The sequence below is a fragment of the Kocuria sp. GQ42 genome (assembly GCF_059758435.1).
In genome coordinates, this window is the sequence record NZ_JCAXEN010000010.1 from 63,451 (window position 1) to 78,947 (window position 15,497).

The following is a 15,497-nucleotide window of genomic DNA, read 5'->3' on the forward strand; positions in this document are numbered from 1 at the left end:
CTCTCATGAAACTTCGATCCACGCCGGAGGCACCGGCTCCCGCGGACCGCTCGGCGATCCGCACGGAGGACCTCACCGTGGTCCTCGGCGCCGCCCCGGTGCTGCGCGGGGTGGACCTCGCCGTGGCCGAGGGCGAGGCCGTGGCCCTGATGGGCGGCAACGGCTCCGGGAAGTCGACCCTCATCAAGTCCCTGCTCGGCATCGTGCCCGTCGAATCCGGCGAGGCCCGGCTGTTCGGCGCCGACGTCACCGGCGCGCGCCGGACCGTGCCGTGGTCGCGCATCGGCTACGTCCCCCAGCGCGTCGGCGTCGGCGCCGGGGTGCCGGCCACCGCGCTCGAGGTGGTCGCCTCGGGGCTGACGGGACATCGGCGCCTCCGCCCCGGCCCCGGGGCGCGGCGCGCGTGCCTCGACGCCCTGGAGCAGGTGGGACTGGCCGACCGGGCGCGCGAGAGCGTGGCGATCTTCTCCGGCGGCCAGCAGCAGCGGGTGCTGATCGCCCGGGCGCTGGTGCGGCGGCCCCGGCTGCTGCTGCTGGACGAGCCCCTGTCCGGGGTGGACCAGGTCTCCAAGGAGGCCATGGCCCGCATCCTGGCGCAGCTGCAGGCCGACGGCACCACGCTCCTGGTGGTGCTGCACGAGCTGGGCGAGCTGGCCCCCCTGCTGGACCGCGCCGTGGTGCTGCGCCACGGGCGCATCGTCCACGACGGCAGCCCTCCGCTGCCGGCCCCCGGGCACGACGCCCCCGATCACGAGCACCTGCACCCCCACGGGGACGAGCACTCCGCCGTCCCGACAGCCCCCGATCTCCACGGAAAGCCCCAGTGACCATGCTCGAGACCCTCGCCGCCATGCTGGCCAGTCCGCTGATGCAGCGCGGCCTGCTGATCGCCGCCCTCGTGGGCGTCTCCGCGCCGGTCATCGGCACCTACCTCGTCCAGCGGCGCCTGGCCCTGCTCGGCGACGGCATCGGCCACGTCGCCCTGACCGGGGTGGCCATGGGCTGGCTCGCCGGCTCCGCGGCCGGGCTCACCCCGCACGACGCCCTGGCCGTGCCCGGGGCGGTGGTCGCGGCCATCATCGGCGCGGTGCTCATCGAGGTGATGCGCACCAAGGGGCGCACCAGCGGCGACGTGGCGCTGGCCCTGCTGTTCTACGGCGGCATCGCCGGCGGCGTGCTGCTCATCGGGCTGGCCGGCGGCACGTCGGCGAACCTCACCGGCTACCTCTTCGGGTCCATCGCCACCGTCACCCCCCTGGACGTCTGGCTCACCGCCGGGCTGGCCGCGGTGGTCCTCGGCCTCGGGCTCGGCCTGCGCCCGGCGCTGTTCTCCCTGTGCCACGACGAGGAGTTCGCCCTCGCCACCGGTCTGCCGGTGCGGGCGCTGAACATCATGGTGGCCGTCATGGCCGCCCTGACCGTCTCCGTGTCGATGCGCGTGGTCGGCGTCCTCCTGGTCTCCGCCGTGATGATCGTCCCGGTGGCCGTGGCCCAGCTGGTCACCCGCTCCTTCGCCGGGACCATGGGGACGGCCATGGCCGTCGGGGTCGGGGTCTGCGTCACCGGCCTGTCCATCACCTACTTCCACCCGCTGTCCCCCGGGGCCACGATCGTGGTGCTGGCCATCGCCTGCTACGTGCTGGCGCTGCTCCTCCGCCCCCTCCTGGGGCGCACCCGGCGCCACGGCGGACCGGACCGCCTCCACGACGTCGAGGACGACCTCCAGCTGCGAGGAGCGTGAACGTGTCCCGGACCACCCGGCAGCGCTCCGCCCTGGCCGAGCTGCTCGAACGCACCCCGGAGTTCCGCTCCGCCCAGCAGCTCCACGCCATGCTGGGGGAGCAGGGGGAGTCCGTCTCCCTCGCCACCGTCTACCGCAACCTCGGCGCCCTGGCCGAGGCCGGGGAGGTCGACGCGCTCGCCGCCCCCGGCGGGGAGACCCGGTACCGCCGGTGCCGGCGCACCGAGCACCACCACCACCTGGTGTGCCGCCGCTGCGGCCGCACCGTGGAGGTGGCCGAGACCGCGGTCGAACGGTGGGCCGCCCAGACCGCCCGCCGGCACGGGTTCACGGACGTCTCCCACGCCATCGAGCTCCACGGGACCTGCGAGACCTGCCGGCAGGACGCCTGAGGGTCGGCCCGCCGCGCCTGTTTTGACAATGATTCTCAGGTTGACTGAGAATTGTTCTCATGACCCTGTCGCGTGCTCTCGCCGTCCCGCTGTCCCTGACCGCCGCTCTCGCCCTGTCCTCCTGCGCCTCCGGCGCGGGCGACCCGTCGACCGCCGACGGGGGATCGGGCGGGACCCTGAGCGTGCAGGCCTCCTTCTACCCGCTGCAGTACGTCACCGAACGCGTCGGCGGGGACCTCGTGCAGGTGGAGTCGTTGACCCCCGCCGGGGCCGAGCCGCACGACCTGGAGCTGTCCCCGGCCGCCGTCGACGGACTGCGCACCGCGGACGCCGTGGTGTACCTCTCCGGGTTCCAGCCGGCGGTCGACGACGCCGTGGCCCAGGCCGCCCCCGAGCACGCCCTCGACGCGGTGCACGCCGGGGTGGAGGGCGAGGAGGCCCACTCCGCCGAGGAGCACGGGGCCGCGGAGGAGTCCCACACCGAAGAGGCCCACGGCGACGAGGCCCCCGCCGGGGAGCAGGAGGCCGAGGGCGCCGCCGGTGACGACGGCCACGGCCACGACGGTGAGGACCCGCACTTCTGGCTGGACCCGGACCGGTTGGCCGCGGTCGCCACGGAGGTCGCCCACGAGCTGGCCGAGGTCGACCCGGACAACGCCGCGGCCTACGAGTCCAACGCCGAGGAGCTCACCACGGAGCTGGCCGCCCTGGACGAGGAGTTCACCGAGGGACTGGCCACCTGCGAGCGGGACACCATCGTGGTCTCGCACGACGCCTACGGGTACCTGGCGGACAAGTACGACCTCGAGCAGGTGGCCATCGCCGGGCTCGACCCCGACACCGAGCCCTCCCCGGCCCGGCTCGCGGAGATCGGCGAGGTGGTCGAGGCCGAGGGCGTCACCACCGTGTTCTCGGAGTCCCTGGTCAACCCGAAGGTCGCCGAGACCCTGGCGGCCGAGCACGGGATCGAGACGGCGGTCCTGGACCCGGTGGAGAACCAGTCCGACGAGAGCGCCGACTACCAGCAGGTCATGCGCAACAACCTCGAGGCGCTGCGCACCGCGCTGGACTGCGCCTAGGGCTGCGCAGCCGCCTCCGCCGGGCCCGGGGACGCCCGCGGGGTGACGGACCGTCCCGAGACGGATCCGGCGGTCCCCACCGCGCACGGGCGCGGTGGGGGAGAATGGGAACCGTGAACAGGACGACGGGGACCGCCGTGGCCGCCGCCTCTCCGCACCATGACGCGGTGGACCCGGGCCTCGCCCGGTCCTGAGCGGGCGCCGCTGACGAAGGAGCCACGATGTCCTCACCTCCCGCGGGTCGTGTGCTGGTGATCGACGACGAGGTCGACCTCGCGCAGCTGGTCGCGGGCTATCTGCGCAAGGCCGGGCTGGAGGTCGTGATGCGCCACGACGGCACGGAGGCGGTGGCCGCGGTGCGGGAATACGTCCCGGACGTGCTGGTGCTCGACCTCGGGCTGCCGGGGATCGACGGGATCGAGGTGTGCCGTCAGGTGCGGACCTTCTCGGACTGCCACGTCCTGATGCTCACCGCCCGCGACGACGAGGTCGACAAGATCGTGGGCCTGTCGGTGGGAGCCGACGACTACGTGACCAAGCCGTTCAGCCCGCGCGAGCTCGTGGCGCGGGTCCAGGCCATGCTGCGCCGGGCGCACACCCGCCCCGCACCCGCCCCGCCGTCGGCGGGGCAGGCCCAGGAGCTGGTGATCGGTGACCTGGTGGTGGACGAGGCCGCCCGGGAGGTCCGCGTGGGCGGGGAGCCGGTGGCGCTGACCCGGATCGAGTTCGATCTGCTGGCCGCCCTGGCGGCCCACCCGCACCTGGCGCTCTCGCGCCGGCAGCTGGTGGAGATGGTCTGGGACACCGCCTGGACCGGGGACGCGCACCTGGTGGACGTGCACATCGGTCGGATCCGCAAGAAGCTCGGCGACGAGGCCGCCGGCCCGAGGTTCATCCACACCATCCGAGGGGTCGGCTACCGGATGGGCACGGGGCGATGAGCCCCGCCGTGCCCCGCCGCACGCGGGCCTGGGGGCTGCTGACCGTGCGCCTCATGCTGGCCCAGACCGCGGTGCTGGCCGTGGGTCTGCTCATCGTCGTCGTGACCGCGGTGCTGATCGGGCCGAACATGTTCTACGAGGAGCTCATCGACGTCGGTCACGCCGACGAGGCCGAGGGGCTGGTGCACCTGGAGGACATCTTCCGCTGGGTGAGCTTCACGGCCCTGGCCATCGGCGTGCTCCCGGCCCTCGGCATCGCCGGGCTGCTCAGCTTCTACCTCTACCGCACCATCGGGCGGTCCCTGGCCTCCTTCAGCACGGCGGCCGGAGAAGTGGCCGTGGGCAACTACGACGTGCGCGTCACCTCCGCCGAGCTGGGGCCGGAGTTCGACGCCCTGGCCGGCTCCTTCAACGAGATGGCGGCCAAGCTCAGTGCGGTGGACGCCACGCGGCGCCGGATGCTCGCCGATCTGGCGCACGAGATGCGCACCCCGCTGGCCAGCCTCAAGGGCCATCTGGAGGGCATCGAGGACGGGGTGGTCGCCCTCGACGAGCACACCACCGGGATCCTCAACGCCCAGATCACCCGCCTGGAGCGCCTGGCCCGCGACATCCGTCAGCTCACCGCCGCCGAAGAGGGCATGACCCGGCCGCAGCTCACCCTTCAGGACCCCCGGCACCTGGCGGACCAGGCGGTCGCGGCCATCGAGCCCGACGCCGCCGGCAAGGGCGTGTCGATCACCTCGGTGAGCACCGGCCCGGAGACCGCCCCGGTGCCGCTGGACCCGGAACGGATGGGCCAGGTGCTGAGCAACCTGCTGGAGAACGCCCTGCGCCACACCCCGACCGGGGGCACCATCGTCCTGCGCACCGACCACACCGCCGAGGCGGTCACCTACACCGTCACCGACACCGGGGAGGGCATCAGCGCGGAGAGCCTCCCGCACGTCTTCGAGCGCTTCTACCGCGCGAACACCGGCCGGGAGGCCCACCGCGGAGGCTCGGGGCTGGGCCTGGCGATCAGCAGGGCCCTCGTCGAGGCCCAGGGCGGAACCCTGGAGGCCACCAGCGACGGGCCCGGCCGCGGCGCCAGCTTCCGGATCCACCTGCCCCGCCGTCGCCCCGCCGGCTGAGCCCGCCGGACGCCGGCGACCTCCGGACCCGCCGCCGGCCTCTCGGGGACTGCGCGTGGGCCTGGTGCCTCCGCCCGCGGGCTCAGACGGTCCTGAGCGTGCGGCTGTCGTCGCGGATCTGCCCGACGAGCTCCTCGAGCATGTCCTCCAGGGTGACGATGCCCTCGGTCCTGCCGCGCTCGTCGAGCACGAGACCGAGGTGGGCCCCGGAGTTCTGCATCAGGGCCAGGGCCCGGCGCAGGGGCATGTCCCGGTCGATCGTGGGCAGCGCTCGGATCAGGGACGGGTCGATCGGGGTGTCCCGGGCGTCCTCGTCGATCTCGATCAGGTCCTTGATGTGCACGTACCCGGCGAGCTCCCCGAAGACGTCGAAGATGGGGAACCGGGAGAACCCTCCGGCGGCCACCGTCTCGGCCTGGGCGGGGGTGACCCCGGCGGGCAGGGTGGTGACCCCGTCCAGCGGGATCACGATGCCGGTCACGCTGCGCTGCTCGAAGGTCAGGGCCCCGAGCAGCAGCCGCTCGTCGTTGGCCTCCAGCAGGCCGCCGTGGCGGGACTCCTCGACCAGGGCCGCGACCTCGTCACGGGTGAACACCGAGGTGACCTCGTCCTTGGGCTCCACCTTCAGCAGCCGCAGGATCACGTTGGCGACGCCGTTGAGCAGCCACAGCAGCGGGCGCAGGGCGGTGACGATGCCCACCAGGACGGGGGCCAGGACCACGGCCATGCGCTCCGGGCCGGCCAGGGCGATGTTCTTGGGCACCATCTCCCCGAACACCACGTGCAGGTAGGTCACCAGGGACAGGGCGATCGCGAAGGCGATCGGGTGCACGAAGGCCTCCGGGACGCCGATCGCGGCGAAGGGCACCTCCAGCAGGTGGGCGATGGCCGGTTCGCTGATGTAGCCCAGGGCCAGGGAGCAGATGGTGATGCCCAGCTGCGCGCCGGCCATCATCAGCGAGACGTTCTCCATGGCCCCCAGGGTCACCTTCGCGGCCCAGGACCCGGACAGCGCCCTGGGCTCGATGATGGTGCGGCGGGCGGAGATCAGGGCGAACTCCGCGCCGACGAAGAACGCGTTGGCGCCCAGGAGCACCACGGTCAGGATCAGACCGGTGACCTCGCTCATCGGACGGACTCCTTCTGGTGGGCGGGCACTTCCACGGCGCGGTCCTCGGCGCGGTCCTCGGCGCGGTCCTCCGCGCCGTCCTCGGGTGCCGTCCCGTCACCGGGGCGGTGGACACGGGCGTGCACCGCGGTGATGCGGTGGACGTCCAGGGCGGTGACCTCGAAGGTGATCGTGGCCTCCGGTTCACCGGGCGCGGGGGCGGCCGCCACCGTGACCCGGTCCCCGACCTCGGCCAGACGGCCCAGGTGCAGGGTCACGAGACCGGCGAGCGTCTCGTAGTCCTCGTGCTCGGGGACCGCCGCGCCGAGGTGCTCGGCCGCCTCGTCCGGGCGCAGCGCCGCGGAGAGGTCCCACGACCCGTCCGGCTCCACCGTGACGGGCTCCGGCTCGGGGTCGTGCTCGTCGCGCACCTCTCCGACGAGCTCCTCGACCAGGTCCTCCAGGGTGACCAGCCCGGCGGTGTCGCCGAACTCGTCGATCAGCACCGCCATCTGCAGGCCCCCGGCGCGCAGGGTGTCCATCAGCTCGTCCAGCTCCACCGTGTCCGGGACGAAGGTCACCTCGTCCATGACCGCTCCCACGGTGACGGCGTTCCGCTCGCGGTAGGGCACGGCCAGGCCGTGGCGCACGTGCACCTGGCCCAGGACCGCGCCCTCGTCCGCGTCGAGGACGGGGAAGCGGGAGTGCCCCGAGGCCTTGGCCGCGGCCAGCAGCTCGTGCACGGACGCGTCCGGGGCCAGGGTGGTCATCTGACCCCGGGGGGTCATCACGTCGTGGGCGCGGCGGTCGCCGAAGGCGAAGGAGCGCTCGACCAGCTCGGCGGTGGCCGCGGCCAGCGCCCCCCGCTCGGCGGAGTGGCGCACCAGCCCGGCGAGCTCCTCGGGGGAGCGGGTCGAGGCCAGCTCCTCCTGCGGCTCCACCCCGAGGGCGCGCACGATGCGGTTGGCGTTGCCGTTGAACAGCCGGATCGGCCAGGCCAGGGCTCCGGTGAAACCGCGCTGGAACCCGCTCACCGCACGGGCGGTGGCCAGCGGCCTGGAGATGGCCAGGTTCTTGGGCACGAGCTCCCCGAAGATCATGGTCAGGCCGGTCGCCAGCACCAGCGCCAGCACGATGGAGCTGGAGCGGGCCGCCACCGGGGACAGCCCGGCGTCGGTGAGCGGGCCCACGATCAGGGCGGCGATGGCCGGCTCGGCCAGGAAGCCGATGCCCAGGTTCGTCACGGTGATGCCCAGCTGCGCCCCGGAGAGCTGCGTGGACAGGGTCTTCATCGCCCGCAGCACCCCGCCCGAACGGCGGTCACCCGTGGCCGCGGCGGCCTCGACGTCGTTGCGGTTGACGGTGATCAGCGAGAACTCGGCGGCCACGAAGGCGCCGCAGGCGGCGATCAGCGCCGCCCCTACGAGGATCGACAGGACTTCCATCAGCCCCACCACCTCGTCACATCTGCATGGCCCGAAGGCCAGGGTCTGTCACAGGGCGCGTCGCAGTGGGCGCTCATGATCTCCGTATCTCACTCGTGCACAGGGCGGCCCAGCATCAGGCCACAGGAACCAGGAAATCTAGCAACCCCAGCCGGGAGAAGGCTGGGAAAGATGAGAGGCGCAGGAGAACCGGCGCAACCCGCCAGTAGGCTCGGGCCGTGACCGGACTCAGTGGAGCGGCCCTGCTCGAGGTGCTCAGCGCCGCCGCGACCAACGCCGGTCTGGCCCTGGTGGCGGCGGCCGTGATCATCCGCTGCCTGCACGTCCGGTGGCACCGGACCGAGGCGATCCACGTCCTCCGGGACGGGGCGCACTGCCTGCGCTGGCACACCACGCGCTACGAGATCCACGAGGAGCCCTGGCGCCACCCGCCGGTGCCCGTCCCTGCTCCCGGGGCCGAGGTGGTCGTCTGGTTCCACTCCCGGCACCCCGAGCAGTGGAGACTGAGCACCCCGCACCGCCCGGTCTGGGTGCTGGCGGTCTGCGGGGCGGGCCTGGTGCTCCTGGGACTGCTGATGCCGCTGTTCCAGTAGGCCCCGGCCCGATGCCCACGTGCACCGCCGAACCTGTGCGTCAGCCCCGAATGTGGTGCGCTCCCACGTCGGGGCGCGCGCCGGCCAATAGACTGTGGGACGTCTCAGACCCCCGATCACGGAGAGTGTGAACCAGCACGATGGGCCCATCGCCTGCGAGACCCGGGTCGTCCGACGACCCGGGCGACAGTTGTCCTTTCCCCGCAACAGCTGACCCCCGCCGCAGGCTCCGGCCCGGCTCCCCCGGACCAGGGGTGAGCCCCCGATGATCGGAGCAGTCCTCACCCTGCTCCTCGGCATCGTCGTGATCCTCGCGATCATCGCCGCCAACGGGTACTTCGTGGCCCAGGAGTTCGCCTACATGTCGGTCGACCGCGTCAAGCTCGGCGCGCGCGCCGAGGCCGGCGACAAGGCCGCCCAGCGCGCCCTGAAGGTCACGCGCCGCACGTCGTTCATGCTCTCCGGCGCCCAGCTGGGCATCACCGTCACCGGCCTGCTCATCGGCTACGTGGCCGAGCCCATGGTGGGGGAGTCCGTGGGCGTGCTGCTCGGCGCCGCCGGGGTGCCGGCCGCGCTGAGCATCTCGGTGGGGACGGTGGGCGCGCTGGTCGTGGCCGCCGTCGTGCAGATGATCTTCGGGGAGCTGTACCCGAAGAACCTGGCGATCGCCAACGCCGAACCGCTCGCCCGCGGGCTGGCCCGCTCCACCACGATCTACCTCGGCCTCTTCGGGTGGCTGATCACCGTGTTCGACCACGCCGCCAACGCGCTGCTCCGGCTGTTCCGCATCGAGCCGGTGCACGACGTCGACACGACCGCGACCGTGGAGGACCTCGAGCGCATCGTCGCCGACTCCCGCGAGAGCGGTGACCTGCCCGAGGAGCTCTCGGTGCTCATCGACCGCATCATCGACTTCCCCGATCAGGACGTGGAGCACGCCATGATCCCCCGGTCGCAGGTCGGCACGGTCTCCCCGGACACCACCGTGGGCGAGCTGCGCGTCCTCATGGCGCAGGAGCACACCCGCTACCCGGTGATCTCCGCGACCGAGGAGCCCCTCGGCGTCGTCCAGCTCGCCGATCTGCTGCGCGGCGGCGTGCCCGATGACGCGGCGGTCTCGACCATGATGGCGCCCCCGCTGGTGCTGCCGACGCTCATGTCGCTGCCCGACGCCCTGGCGCAGCTGACGGAGTCGCGCAACGAGCTCGCCTGCGTCATCGACGAGTACGGCGGCTTCGCCGGCATCCTGACCGTCGAGGACCTGGCCGAGGAGCTGGTCGGGGAGCTCACCGACGAGCACGACGACGAGCCGCCCGCCACCATCACGCCCGAGCACGGGGACACCTGGCGGATGACCGGTGACATCCACGTCGACGAGGTCGAGCGCGCGGTCGGCCACGAGCTGCCCGAGGGCGACTACGAGACCATCTCGGGCCTGCTCATCGCTCAGCGCGGTGAGCTCCCGGTCTCCGGGGAGGTGGTGCGGGTCGAGCTGCTCGACGACCCCCGCGATCTCGTCCTCGACCGGCCCGTCCACCGGGTGCTCGACGTCGAGGTGCTGGAGCTCTCCCGGCACGTGCCCAGCGAGCTGCTCGTGCGGCTCGTCGAGACCACTGCCGAGGGCGCCGACCCCGTGCAGGACGCCGCCGCCCGGACCGGCGCCGAGAAGGAGGAGGGCCGATGAGCGATCCCCTGGTCGTCACCGCCGTGACCGTGCTGCTCATCGTGCTCAGCGCGTTCTTCGTCATCGTCGAGTTCGCCCTGCTGGGCGCCCGCCGCCACCGGCTCGAGGCCGAGGCCGCGACCAACCGCTCCGCCCGCGCCGCCCTGCGCGGCATCAACGAGCTGACCATCATGCTCGCCGGCGCGCAGCTGGGCATCACCGCCTGCACCTTCGCCCTCGGTGCGGTCACCAAGCCGGCGGTCGACGCGTGGCTCAGCCCCGTGTTCGCCTCCTGGGGTGCGCCCGAGGGACTGGCCGACGGCGCCGCCTTCGGCCTCTCCCTGCTGTTCGTGACGTTCCTCCACCTCGTGGTGGGGGAGATGGCGCCCAAGTCCTGGGCGATCGCCTACCCGGAGACCTCGGCCAAGCTCATCGGCGTGCCCTCACGCGGCTTCATCTGGCTGGTGCGGCCGCTGCTGACCTGGGTCAACGCGATCGCCAACCGGCTGGTCGCGGCCAGCGGCGTCACCCCGGTGGACCGGGCGGCCGTCGGCGGCCAGGACGTCGACACGATCCGGCACCTCGTGGAGCACTCGGCCTCCGTGGGCGCGCTCGACCCGTCCTTCCGCACCCAGCTCTCCGGCGTGCTCGAGCTCGAGCAGCTCACCGTCGAAGCCCTGGTCGCACCGGGCGCGACGCCGACCACCGTGCCGGTCCGGGCCACCGCGGCCGACGTGCAGGAGGCCGCCGCCCGCTCGGGGCACCTGCGGATCCTCGTGGAGGACCCCGGCGCCGGCACGCCCGGAGTGGTCCACGTGCGCGACACCCTGCTCGAGCCCCCGGACCGGCCCGTCCGGGACCTGGCCCGCCCCGCGTTCGTGCTCGACGCCGACACCCCGGTCTACGAGGCCCTGGCCCGGATCCGCGCGGCCGGTGAGCAGTTCGCGGCCGTCGTGCACGAGGGCCGCTTCGTGGGAGTGATCACCCTCTCCGACGTCCTGCGGCGGGTCCTGCCCCGGGAGCTCGCCGCCGACAGGCCCACGGGCCGGTGAGGAGGACGGGGTCGTCCCACGACCGGGCGGCGGCGTAGCGTAGAGCGTCCGGGCGCGACCGCCCCGTCGTCGTCCCACCGCCCCGCCGCCCCGCTAGGAGACATCGCCCGTGGAACCCCTGCTGCTGGAGCCCCTCACCCGCTTCCTGACCGTGGAGCACGCCGCGGACCTCACCGGGCTGGCCGCGCGCATCCCGGGCTCGGGGTTCCTCTGCTTCTACCCCAACGACGAGGAGTACACGGGCTTCGTCGACGGCACGGGCCGTCTGTGGCTGCGCGGTGACGACGCCACGCCCGCCCGGGAGCTGCTGGAGGTCCTCGAGCCGCCGTTCCGCATCGCCTATCCGGTGGCCCCGGCTGTCACCGGCGACGAGGAGGCGGTCGTCTCCGCCGGGGTGCTCCAGACCCCCGAGGAGCTGGAGGCCTACCGGGCCCGCTTCGCCGACGTCGAGGGCGAGGCGGACCTCGACCACCAGGCCCACGCCGTGGACGCGACCGGCCAGCACTGGACCCTCATGGCCGGCACCGAGCCGGGGGAGGTGCTCGCCCTGTGCTTCGGCCGGGACGAAGCGGGGGTGCCCTTCTCCGAACAGACCACCTTCACCGCCGAGTCCCTGCCCCTGCCGGTCACCGTGGTGGAGCTCGACTGACCGCTGGCCCCCGGTGACGGGGGCCGGTGCCCCCCGGGCGTGACGGGTCAGGCGGCGTGCGGGACCGCGCCGGTCCGCGCCGGCGCGCCGGCGGCCGCGAGCGCCGCCCGCACCGTGCCGAAGTTCGCCGCCGTCTCCGCCAGCGCACCGGCCACGGTGGAGGCGGCGTCCAGCTCCGCGGCGGCGTGCAGCCGGGCGCGCGTGCCGTGCAGGTGGACGCTGCGCAGGACCGGCACCCATTGGCCGTGCCCGGCGGCGTCGGTCCAGCCCACCAGACCCGCGAAGACCCCGCGGGGCCGCGGCTCCAGCTCACGGATCAGGGACAGGGTCTCCCGGTCCGGGGCGCCGGCGGACGCACGGTGCAGCGCCACCGCGGCGTGCAGCGCGCTGGTGCCCCGGTGCAGCCTGCCGGTGAGACGGGTCGCCAGGTGCCAGGCGGCGTCGGTGCCCGGCACGCTGGGCTGCCCGGGTACGTGCAGGGACGCGGCGTGCGGTGCCAGACGGCGGGCCAGGTGCTCGACGACGTGCTGATGCCGCCGCCGGGCGGCGGGGGAGCGCAGCAGGGACTGCTGGGCGGCCGCGTCGCCCGAGACCGTGGGGTGGCGTGCGGCGCAGCCGGTGTGGGGATGGGCGGCGAAGCCGGTCGGGCGCACCTCGGCCGTCAGCTCCGGGCCCGCACCGAGGACCGTGCCGCCGTCCCAGGGGCGCACCAGGAAGGCGTGGCCGCCGGGGGCGCGGGCCACCAGCTCGTCCCACAGCCGGTCCAGGTCCGCGGGTGCGGGGAGCTCCAGCTCCAGGGCGCGGGCCAGCACCAGGTGCGGGGCGGCGCCGCGGCCGATGCGGTCCAGGGCCTCGGCGAGCGCCTCGTGGTGGTCGGGGTCCGGTGCCGGGGCAGTGGGCACGAGCTGCCGCGCCAGGGGCACCGGGGCCGTGGGCGCCGGGCGGGGAGCCCACACGGGCCGCTCGGCGAGGAACAGGTCGGCCGGCTCGTCCGGATCGAAGGGGATGGTGCCGCACAGCACCGGCCGGGTCCCCCCGCCGGGCCGGGTGCCGGCCACCGCGCGAGTGACCTCGTCCAGGCGGGCCAGGACCGGATCCACGCCGCCGTCCGTGATCCGTCCGGCGGACATTTCCCGGTCCCGGCGGGCGAGGAGGATCCCGTGGCGGCCCGCGAACGCGAAGTCGCCCTCGAGGCCCTGTGCGCCGCCCCCTGCCTCGCCCCGGGGCAGGGGAACGGGCGTGCCGGCGGGGGGCGTCGTGCCACGGAGCATGGGCGGAGCCTTCGGTCGAGCGGACGGGGTAAGGGTACCCTCAGTGGTTCGTGGCTCGACTGTAGCAGTCCGTCCGCGGAATAGCTGACACTTCTCTGCTCTAATTCGATGCCCAATTCGGCCGCCGGGGTGCGTGCTCGGTGGCGCGGCCGTGCCGCCGCGGCGTCCCGCGGTGCCCGGCGGCGGGCTGCTCGTGGGGGAGGTGCCCCTATCGGCGGCGGCGGGTCTCCGTGACCGCCAGGAGCCCCCCGACCAGGAACACCACGGTGGCGGCCAGGACGACCAGCAGCGGGACGGTCCACCCGCCGGTGCCGGTGTTCAGGGCCCCGATCAGCGGCGGGCCGACGGTTGCGGCGAGGTAGCCGGCGCCCTGGATGCGGGCGGAGGTCGCGGCGGCCTCGGCGTCGGTGCGCACGATGCGCGCGACGATCGAGAAGATCGTGGTGAAGCCCCCGCCCTGGGCGACGCCGCCGACGGCGGACCACACGAGGTAGTACTCGGGGGCGATCAGCAGCCCGACGGGCAGGGTGATCCACAGCGCCCCGATGACGGCCACCGGCGCCCACGCCGGGGCGCGGGTGGCCAGCAGGGGCACCCCGAGGGCCCCGGCGATGGCGGCGACCTGGAACAGGGAGGCCCCGGCCCCGGAGGCGGCCAGGCTCAGCCCGCGGGTGTCGGCCAGCAGGGTGGGCAGCCACGCGGTGACGGAGTAGTAGGAGATGGCCTGCCCGCAGAAGGCCAGGGTCAGCCACCAGCCGATGCGCCGGATCTGCGTGGTGCCCCGGGCCTGGCGCAGCGCCCCGGTGGCGGTGTCGGGTTCGGCCGGGGCGGGGGTGGTGTGCGGTGTGCCGGCCCGGCGGCGGGCCACGACCAGCCAGAACACCAGGGCCGCCAGCGTCAGCACGCCCCAGGAGGCCAGTGCCGCCCGCCAGCCGATCACCGCGGCGAGCGGGGCGGTGCCCAGGGCGGTGATCATCGACCCGAGGTTGAGGGCGGCGGTGTAGGCGGCGGTGACCGTGGGGATCCGGCGCCAGGGGACGTCGCGGCGGATGATCACCGGGACCACGATGTTGCCCACGGCGATCGCGGCACCGATGACCACGGTGCCGGCCAGGACCACCGGGGCGGGGCCGGCCGAGCGGATCACGGTCCCGGCCAGCACGCCGCTCAGGCACACCAGGACCGCGGCCTCCGGGCCGGCGCGGCCGATGAGCTTCGAGGCCAGCGGGGTGGCCAGGGCGAACAGCAGCACCGGCAGGCCCGTGAGCAGGCCCGCGGTGGCCGCCGAGAGCCCGAGGTCGGACTGGAGCTCGGTGATCACCGGGGTCGGGGCGATGATCGGTCCGCGCAGGCTCAGCGCGACGAGCACGATGCCGACGACGACCCACGGCAGGGCGTGCGCGGGCACGGAACGCTGGCTCATCTCGGTCCTCCCCGACAGTGCGGTGATCTGGTGCAGTGATCTCCTGCCGGCGGGGCAGGTGCTGGTGCCAGCCTGCCAGATCCGCGCCCGGCCTCGGGACGGGCCCTCCTGCTGCCGGCCGGATCGGACAAAATGAATGTGATGTGGATCACATAAACGGACGGGAATGGGATACCATGTCAGGTATGTCTCACCTCAGCCGGCTGCTGGACCTCGGATCGATCTGCCTGGACGAACCGGCGGAGGACTGGCGGGCCGCCATCGCGCTGGCCGGTGGGCTCCTCGAGCGCCAGGGTGCCATCAGCGCCGAGTACACGCAGGCCATGATCACCAGCGTCGAGGAGAACGGCCCGTACATCGTGGTGGCGCCGGGCTTCGCCTTCGCCCACGCCCGGCCCTCGGAGGCGGTCCACCGCACTGCGATGTCCTGGGTCCGGCTGGCCCGGCCGGTAGAGTTCGGGCACGCGGCGAACGACCCCGTGACCCTCGTCGTCGCCCTCTCCGCGAAGGACCAGAAGGAGCACCTCCAGGCCATGCGGACGCTGGCCACGCTGCTGAGCTCGCCGAGGACCCGGACCGCCCTGGACGAGGCGAGGACCCCGGAGGAGGTGCTCGCGGTGCTGACGGAGGAGGCCCCGGCGCCGTCGGGAAGACCGTCGACGACGGACGAGGCTCCGGCAGCAGAACCGGCGACGACAGCGGCGGAGGCGGCCGCGGACAGCCGGAACAAGATCCTCACCGTCTGCGGCAACGGGCTCGGCACCAGCCTGTTCCTCAAGAACACCCTGGAACAAGTGCTCGACCACTGGGGGTGGGGCAAGTACCTCACGGTGGAGGCGACCGACACCATCTCGGCCCGCGGCAAGGCCAAGGAGGCCGACCTGATCCTCACCTCCGGGGAGATCGCCCGCACCCTCGGGGACGTCGGCGTCCCCGTGAAGGTGATCGAGAACTTCACCAGCACCACCGAGCTCGACGCCGCCCTGCGTGAGCTCTACGACGTCTAG

General features: G+C 73.7%; 15 protein-coding genes. 11 read left to right on the top strand and 4 right to left on the bottom strand.

The window, feature by feature from the left end; all coding sequences use genetic code 11:
* Positions 1–5 precede the first annotated feature (5 nt).
* From AC6CH6_RS17570 to AC6CH6_RS17595, 6 genes are all read left to right on the top strand, one after another.
* Positions 6–827, top strand: coding sequence for a metal ABC transporter ATP-binding protein (locus tag AC6CH6_RS17570; protein WP_498256115.1), 822 nt, complete (start codon positions 6–8; stop codon positions 825–827).
* Positions 824–1,741: a metal ABC transporter permease gene (locus AC6CH6_RS17575; RefSeq protein ID WP_498256116.1), complete on the top strand. Its 918-nt coding sequence runs from the start codon at positions 824–826 to the stop codon at positions 1,739–1,741. Before AC6CH6_RS17570 ends, AC6CH6_RS17575 begins: the two co-directional genes overlap by 4 nt.
* Positions 1,738–2,133, top strand: coding sequence for a Fur family transcriptional regulator (locus tag AC6CH6_RS17580; RefSeq protein WP_498256117.1), 396 nt, complete (start codon positions 1,738–1,740; stop codon positions 2,131–2,133). The genes AC6CH6_RS17575 and AC6CH6_RS17580 overlap by 4 nt, the downstream gene beginning before the upstream one ends.
* 59 nt (positions 2,134–2,192) lie before the next feature.
* On the top strand, positions 2,193–3,212 hold the full coding sequence (locus AC6CH6_RS17585; protein WP_498256118.1) for a metal ABC transporter substrate-binding protein: 1,020 nt from the start codon (positions 2,193–2,195) through the stop codon (positions 3,210–3,212).
* Positions 3,213–3,433: 221 nt separating this feature from the next.
* Positions 3,434–4,153 carry a response regulator gene (locus AC6CH6_RS17590; RefSeq protein ID WP_498256119.1) on the top strand — a complete coding sequence of 240 codons (720 nt, stop codon included), beginning with the start codon at positions 3,434–3,436 and terminating at the stop codon, positions 4,151–4,153.
* A gap of 8 nt (positions 4,154–4,161) precedes the next feature.
* Positions 4,162–5,286, top strand: a complete 1,125-nt coding sequence (locus AC6CH6_RS17595) for a sensor histidine kinase (protein WP_498256120.1) — start codon at positions 4,162–4,164, stop codon at positions 5,284–5,286.
* Between the two features lie 82 nt (positions 5,287–5,368).
* Here the strand turns inward: AC6CH6_RS17595 and AC6CH6_RS17600 are convergent, their stop codons facing one another.
* The gene (locus AC6CH6_RS17600) at positions 5,369–6,415 is read right to left on the bottom strand and encodes a hemolysin family protein (RefSeq protein ID WP_498256121.1); all 1,047 of its coding nucleotides are present in this window, start codon (positions 6,413–6,415) and stop codon (positions 5,369–5,371) included.
* Positions 6,412–7,839, bottom strand: coding sequence for a hemolysin family protein (locus tag AC6CH6_RS17605; RefSeq protein WP_498256122.1), 1,428 nt, complete (start codon positions 7,837–7,839; stop codon positions 6,412–6,414). Before AC6CH6_RS17605 ends, AC6CH6_RS17600 begins: the two co-directional genes overlap by 4 nt.
* Before the next feature lie 218 nt (positions 7,840–8,057).
* On the opposite strand from AC6CH6_RS17605, the gene AC6CH6_RS17610 reads away from it, so the two are divergent.
* From AC6CH6_RS17610 to AC6CH6_RS17625, 4 genes are all read left to right on the top strand, one after another.
* Positions 8,058–8,432 carry a hypothetical protein gene (locus AC6CH6_RS17610; protein WP_498256123.1) on the top strand — a complete coding sequence of 125 codons (375 nt, stop codon included), beginning with the start codon at positions 8,058–8,060 and terminating at the stop codon, positions 8,430–8,432.
* 265 nt (positions 8,433–8,697) lie between these two features.
* Complete coding sequence (locus AC6CH6_RS17615; RefSeq protein ID WP_498256124.1) at positions 8,698–10,116, top strand: hemolysin family protein; 1,419 nt, start codon at positions 8,698–8,700, stop codon at positions 10,114–10,116.
* Positions 10,113–11,147, top strand: coding sequence for a hemolysin family protein (locus AC6CH6_RS17620; RefSeq protein WP_498256125.1), 1,035 nt, complete (start codon positions 10,113–10,115; stop codon positions 11,145–11,147). Before AC6CH6_RS17615 ends, AC6CH6_RS17620 begins: the two co-directional genes overlap by 4 nt.
* A gap of 109 nt (positions 11,148–11,256) precedes the next feature.
* The gene (locus AC6CH6_RS17625) at positions 11,257–11,796 is read left to right on the top strand and encodes a hypothetical protein (RefSeq protein ID WP_498256126.1); all 540 of its coding nucleotides are present in this window, start codon (positions 11,257–11,259) and stop codon (positions 11,794–11,796) included.
* Between the two features lie 47 nt (positions 11,797–11,843).
* Here the strand turns inward: AC6CH6_RS17625 and AC6CH6_RS17630 are convergent, their stop codons facing one another.
* On the bottom strand, positions 11,844–13,067 hold the full coding sequence (locus tag AC6CH6_RS17630; RefSeq protein ID WP_498256127.1) for a chorismate-binding protein: 1,224 nt from the start codon (positions 13,065–13,067) through the stop codon (positions 11,844–11,846).
* Between the two features lie 208 nt (positions 13,068–13,275).
* The gene (locus tag AC6CH6_RS17635) at positions 13,276–14,490 is read right to left on the bottom strand and encodes an MFS transporter (RefSeq protein WP_498256128.1); all 1,215 of its coding nucleotides are present in this window, start codon (positions 14,488–14,490) and stop codon (positions 13,276–13,278) included.
* 185 nt (positions 14,491–14,675) lie between these two features.
* Here AC6CH6_RS17635 and AC6CH6_RS17640 point away from each other — a divergent pair, with 185 nt between their 5' ends.
* On the top strand, positions 14,676–15,497 hold the full coding sequence (locus AC6CH6_RS17640; protein WP_498256129.1) for a PTS sugar transporter subunit IIAB: 822 nt from the start codon (positions 14,676–14,678) through the stop codon (positions 15,495–15,497).

What these genes read in the sequence shown, in the direction of transcription:
- AC6CH6_RS17620 (WP_498256125.1), top strand. Translation starts at nt 10,113, where the DNA reads ATGAGCGATCCCCTGGTCGTCACCGCCGTGACCGTGCTGCTCATCGTG.
- AC6CH6_RS17615 (WP_498256124.1), top strand. Translation starts at nt 8,698, where the DNA reads ATGATCGGAGCAGTCCTCACCCTGCTCCTCGGCATCGTCGTGATCCTC.
- AC6CH6_RS17605 (WP_498256122.1), bottom strand. Translation starts at nt 7,839, where the DNA reads ATGGAAGTCCTGTCGATCCTCGTAGGGGCGGCGCTGATCGCCGCCTGC.
- AC6CH6_RS17635 (WP_498256128.1), bottom strand. Translation starts at nt 14,490, where the DNA reads ATGAGCCAGCGTTCCGTGCCCGCGCACGCCCTGCCGTGGGTCGTCGTC.
- AC6CH6_RS17590 (WP_498256119.1), top strand. Translation starts at nt 3,434, where the DNA reads ATGTCCTCACCTCCCGCGGGTCGTGTGCTGGTGATCGACGACGAGGTC.
- AC6CH6_RS17585 (WP_498256118.1), top strand. Translation starts at nt 2,193, where the DNA reads ATGACCCTGTCGCGTGCTCTCGCCGTCCCGCTGTCCCTGACCGCCGCT.
- AC6CH6_RS17570 (WP_498256115.1), top strand. Translation starts at nt 6, where the DNA reads ATGAAACTTCGATCCACGCCGGAGGCACCGGCTCCCGCGGACCGCTCG.
- AC6CH6_RS17630 (WP_498256127.1), bottom strand. Translation starts at nt 13,067, where the DNA reads ATGCTCCGTGGCACGACGCCCCCCGCCGGCACGCCCGTTCCCCTGCCC.
- AC6CH6_RS17640 (WP_498256129.1), top strand. Translation starts at nt 14,676, where the DNA reads ATGTCTCACCTCAGCCGGCTGCTGGACCTCGGATCGATCTGCCTGGAC.
- AC6CH6_RS17600 (WP_498256121.1), bottom strand. Translation starts at nt 6,415, where the DNA reads ATGAGCGAGGTCACCGGTCTGATCCTGACCGTGGTGCTCCTGGGCGCC.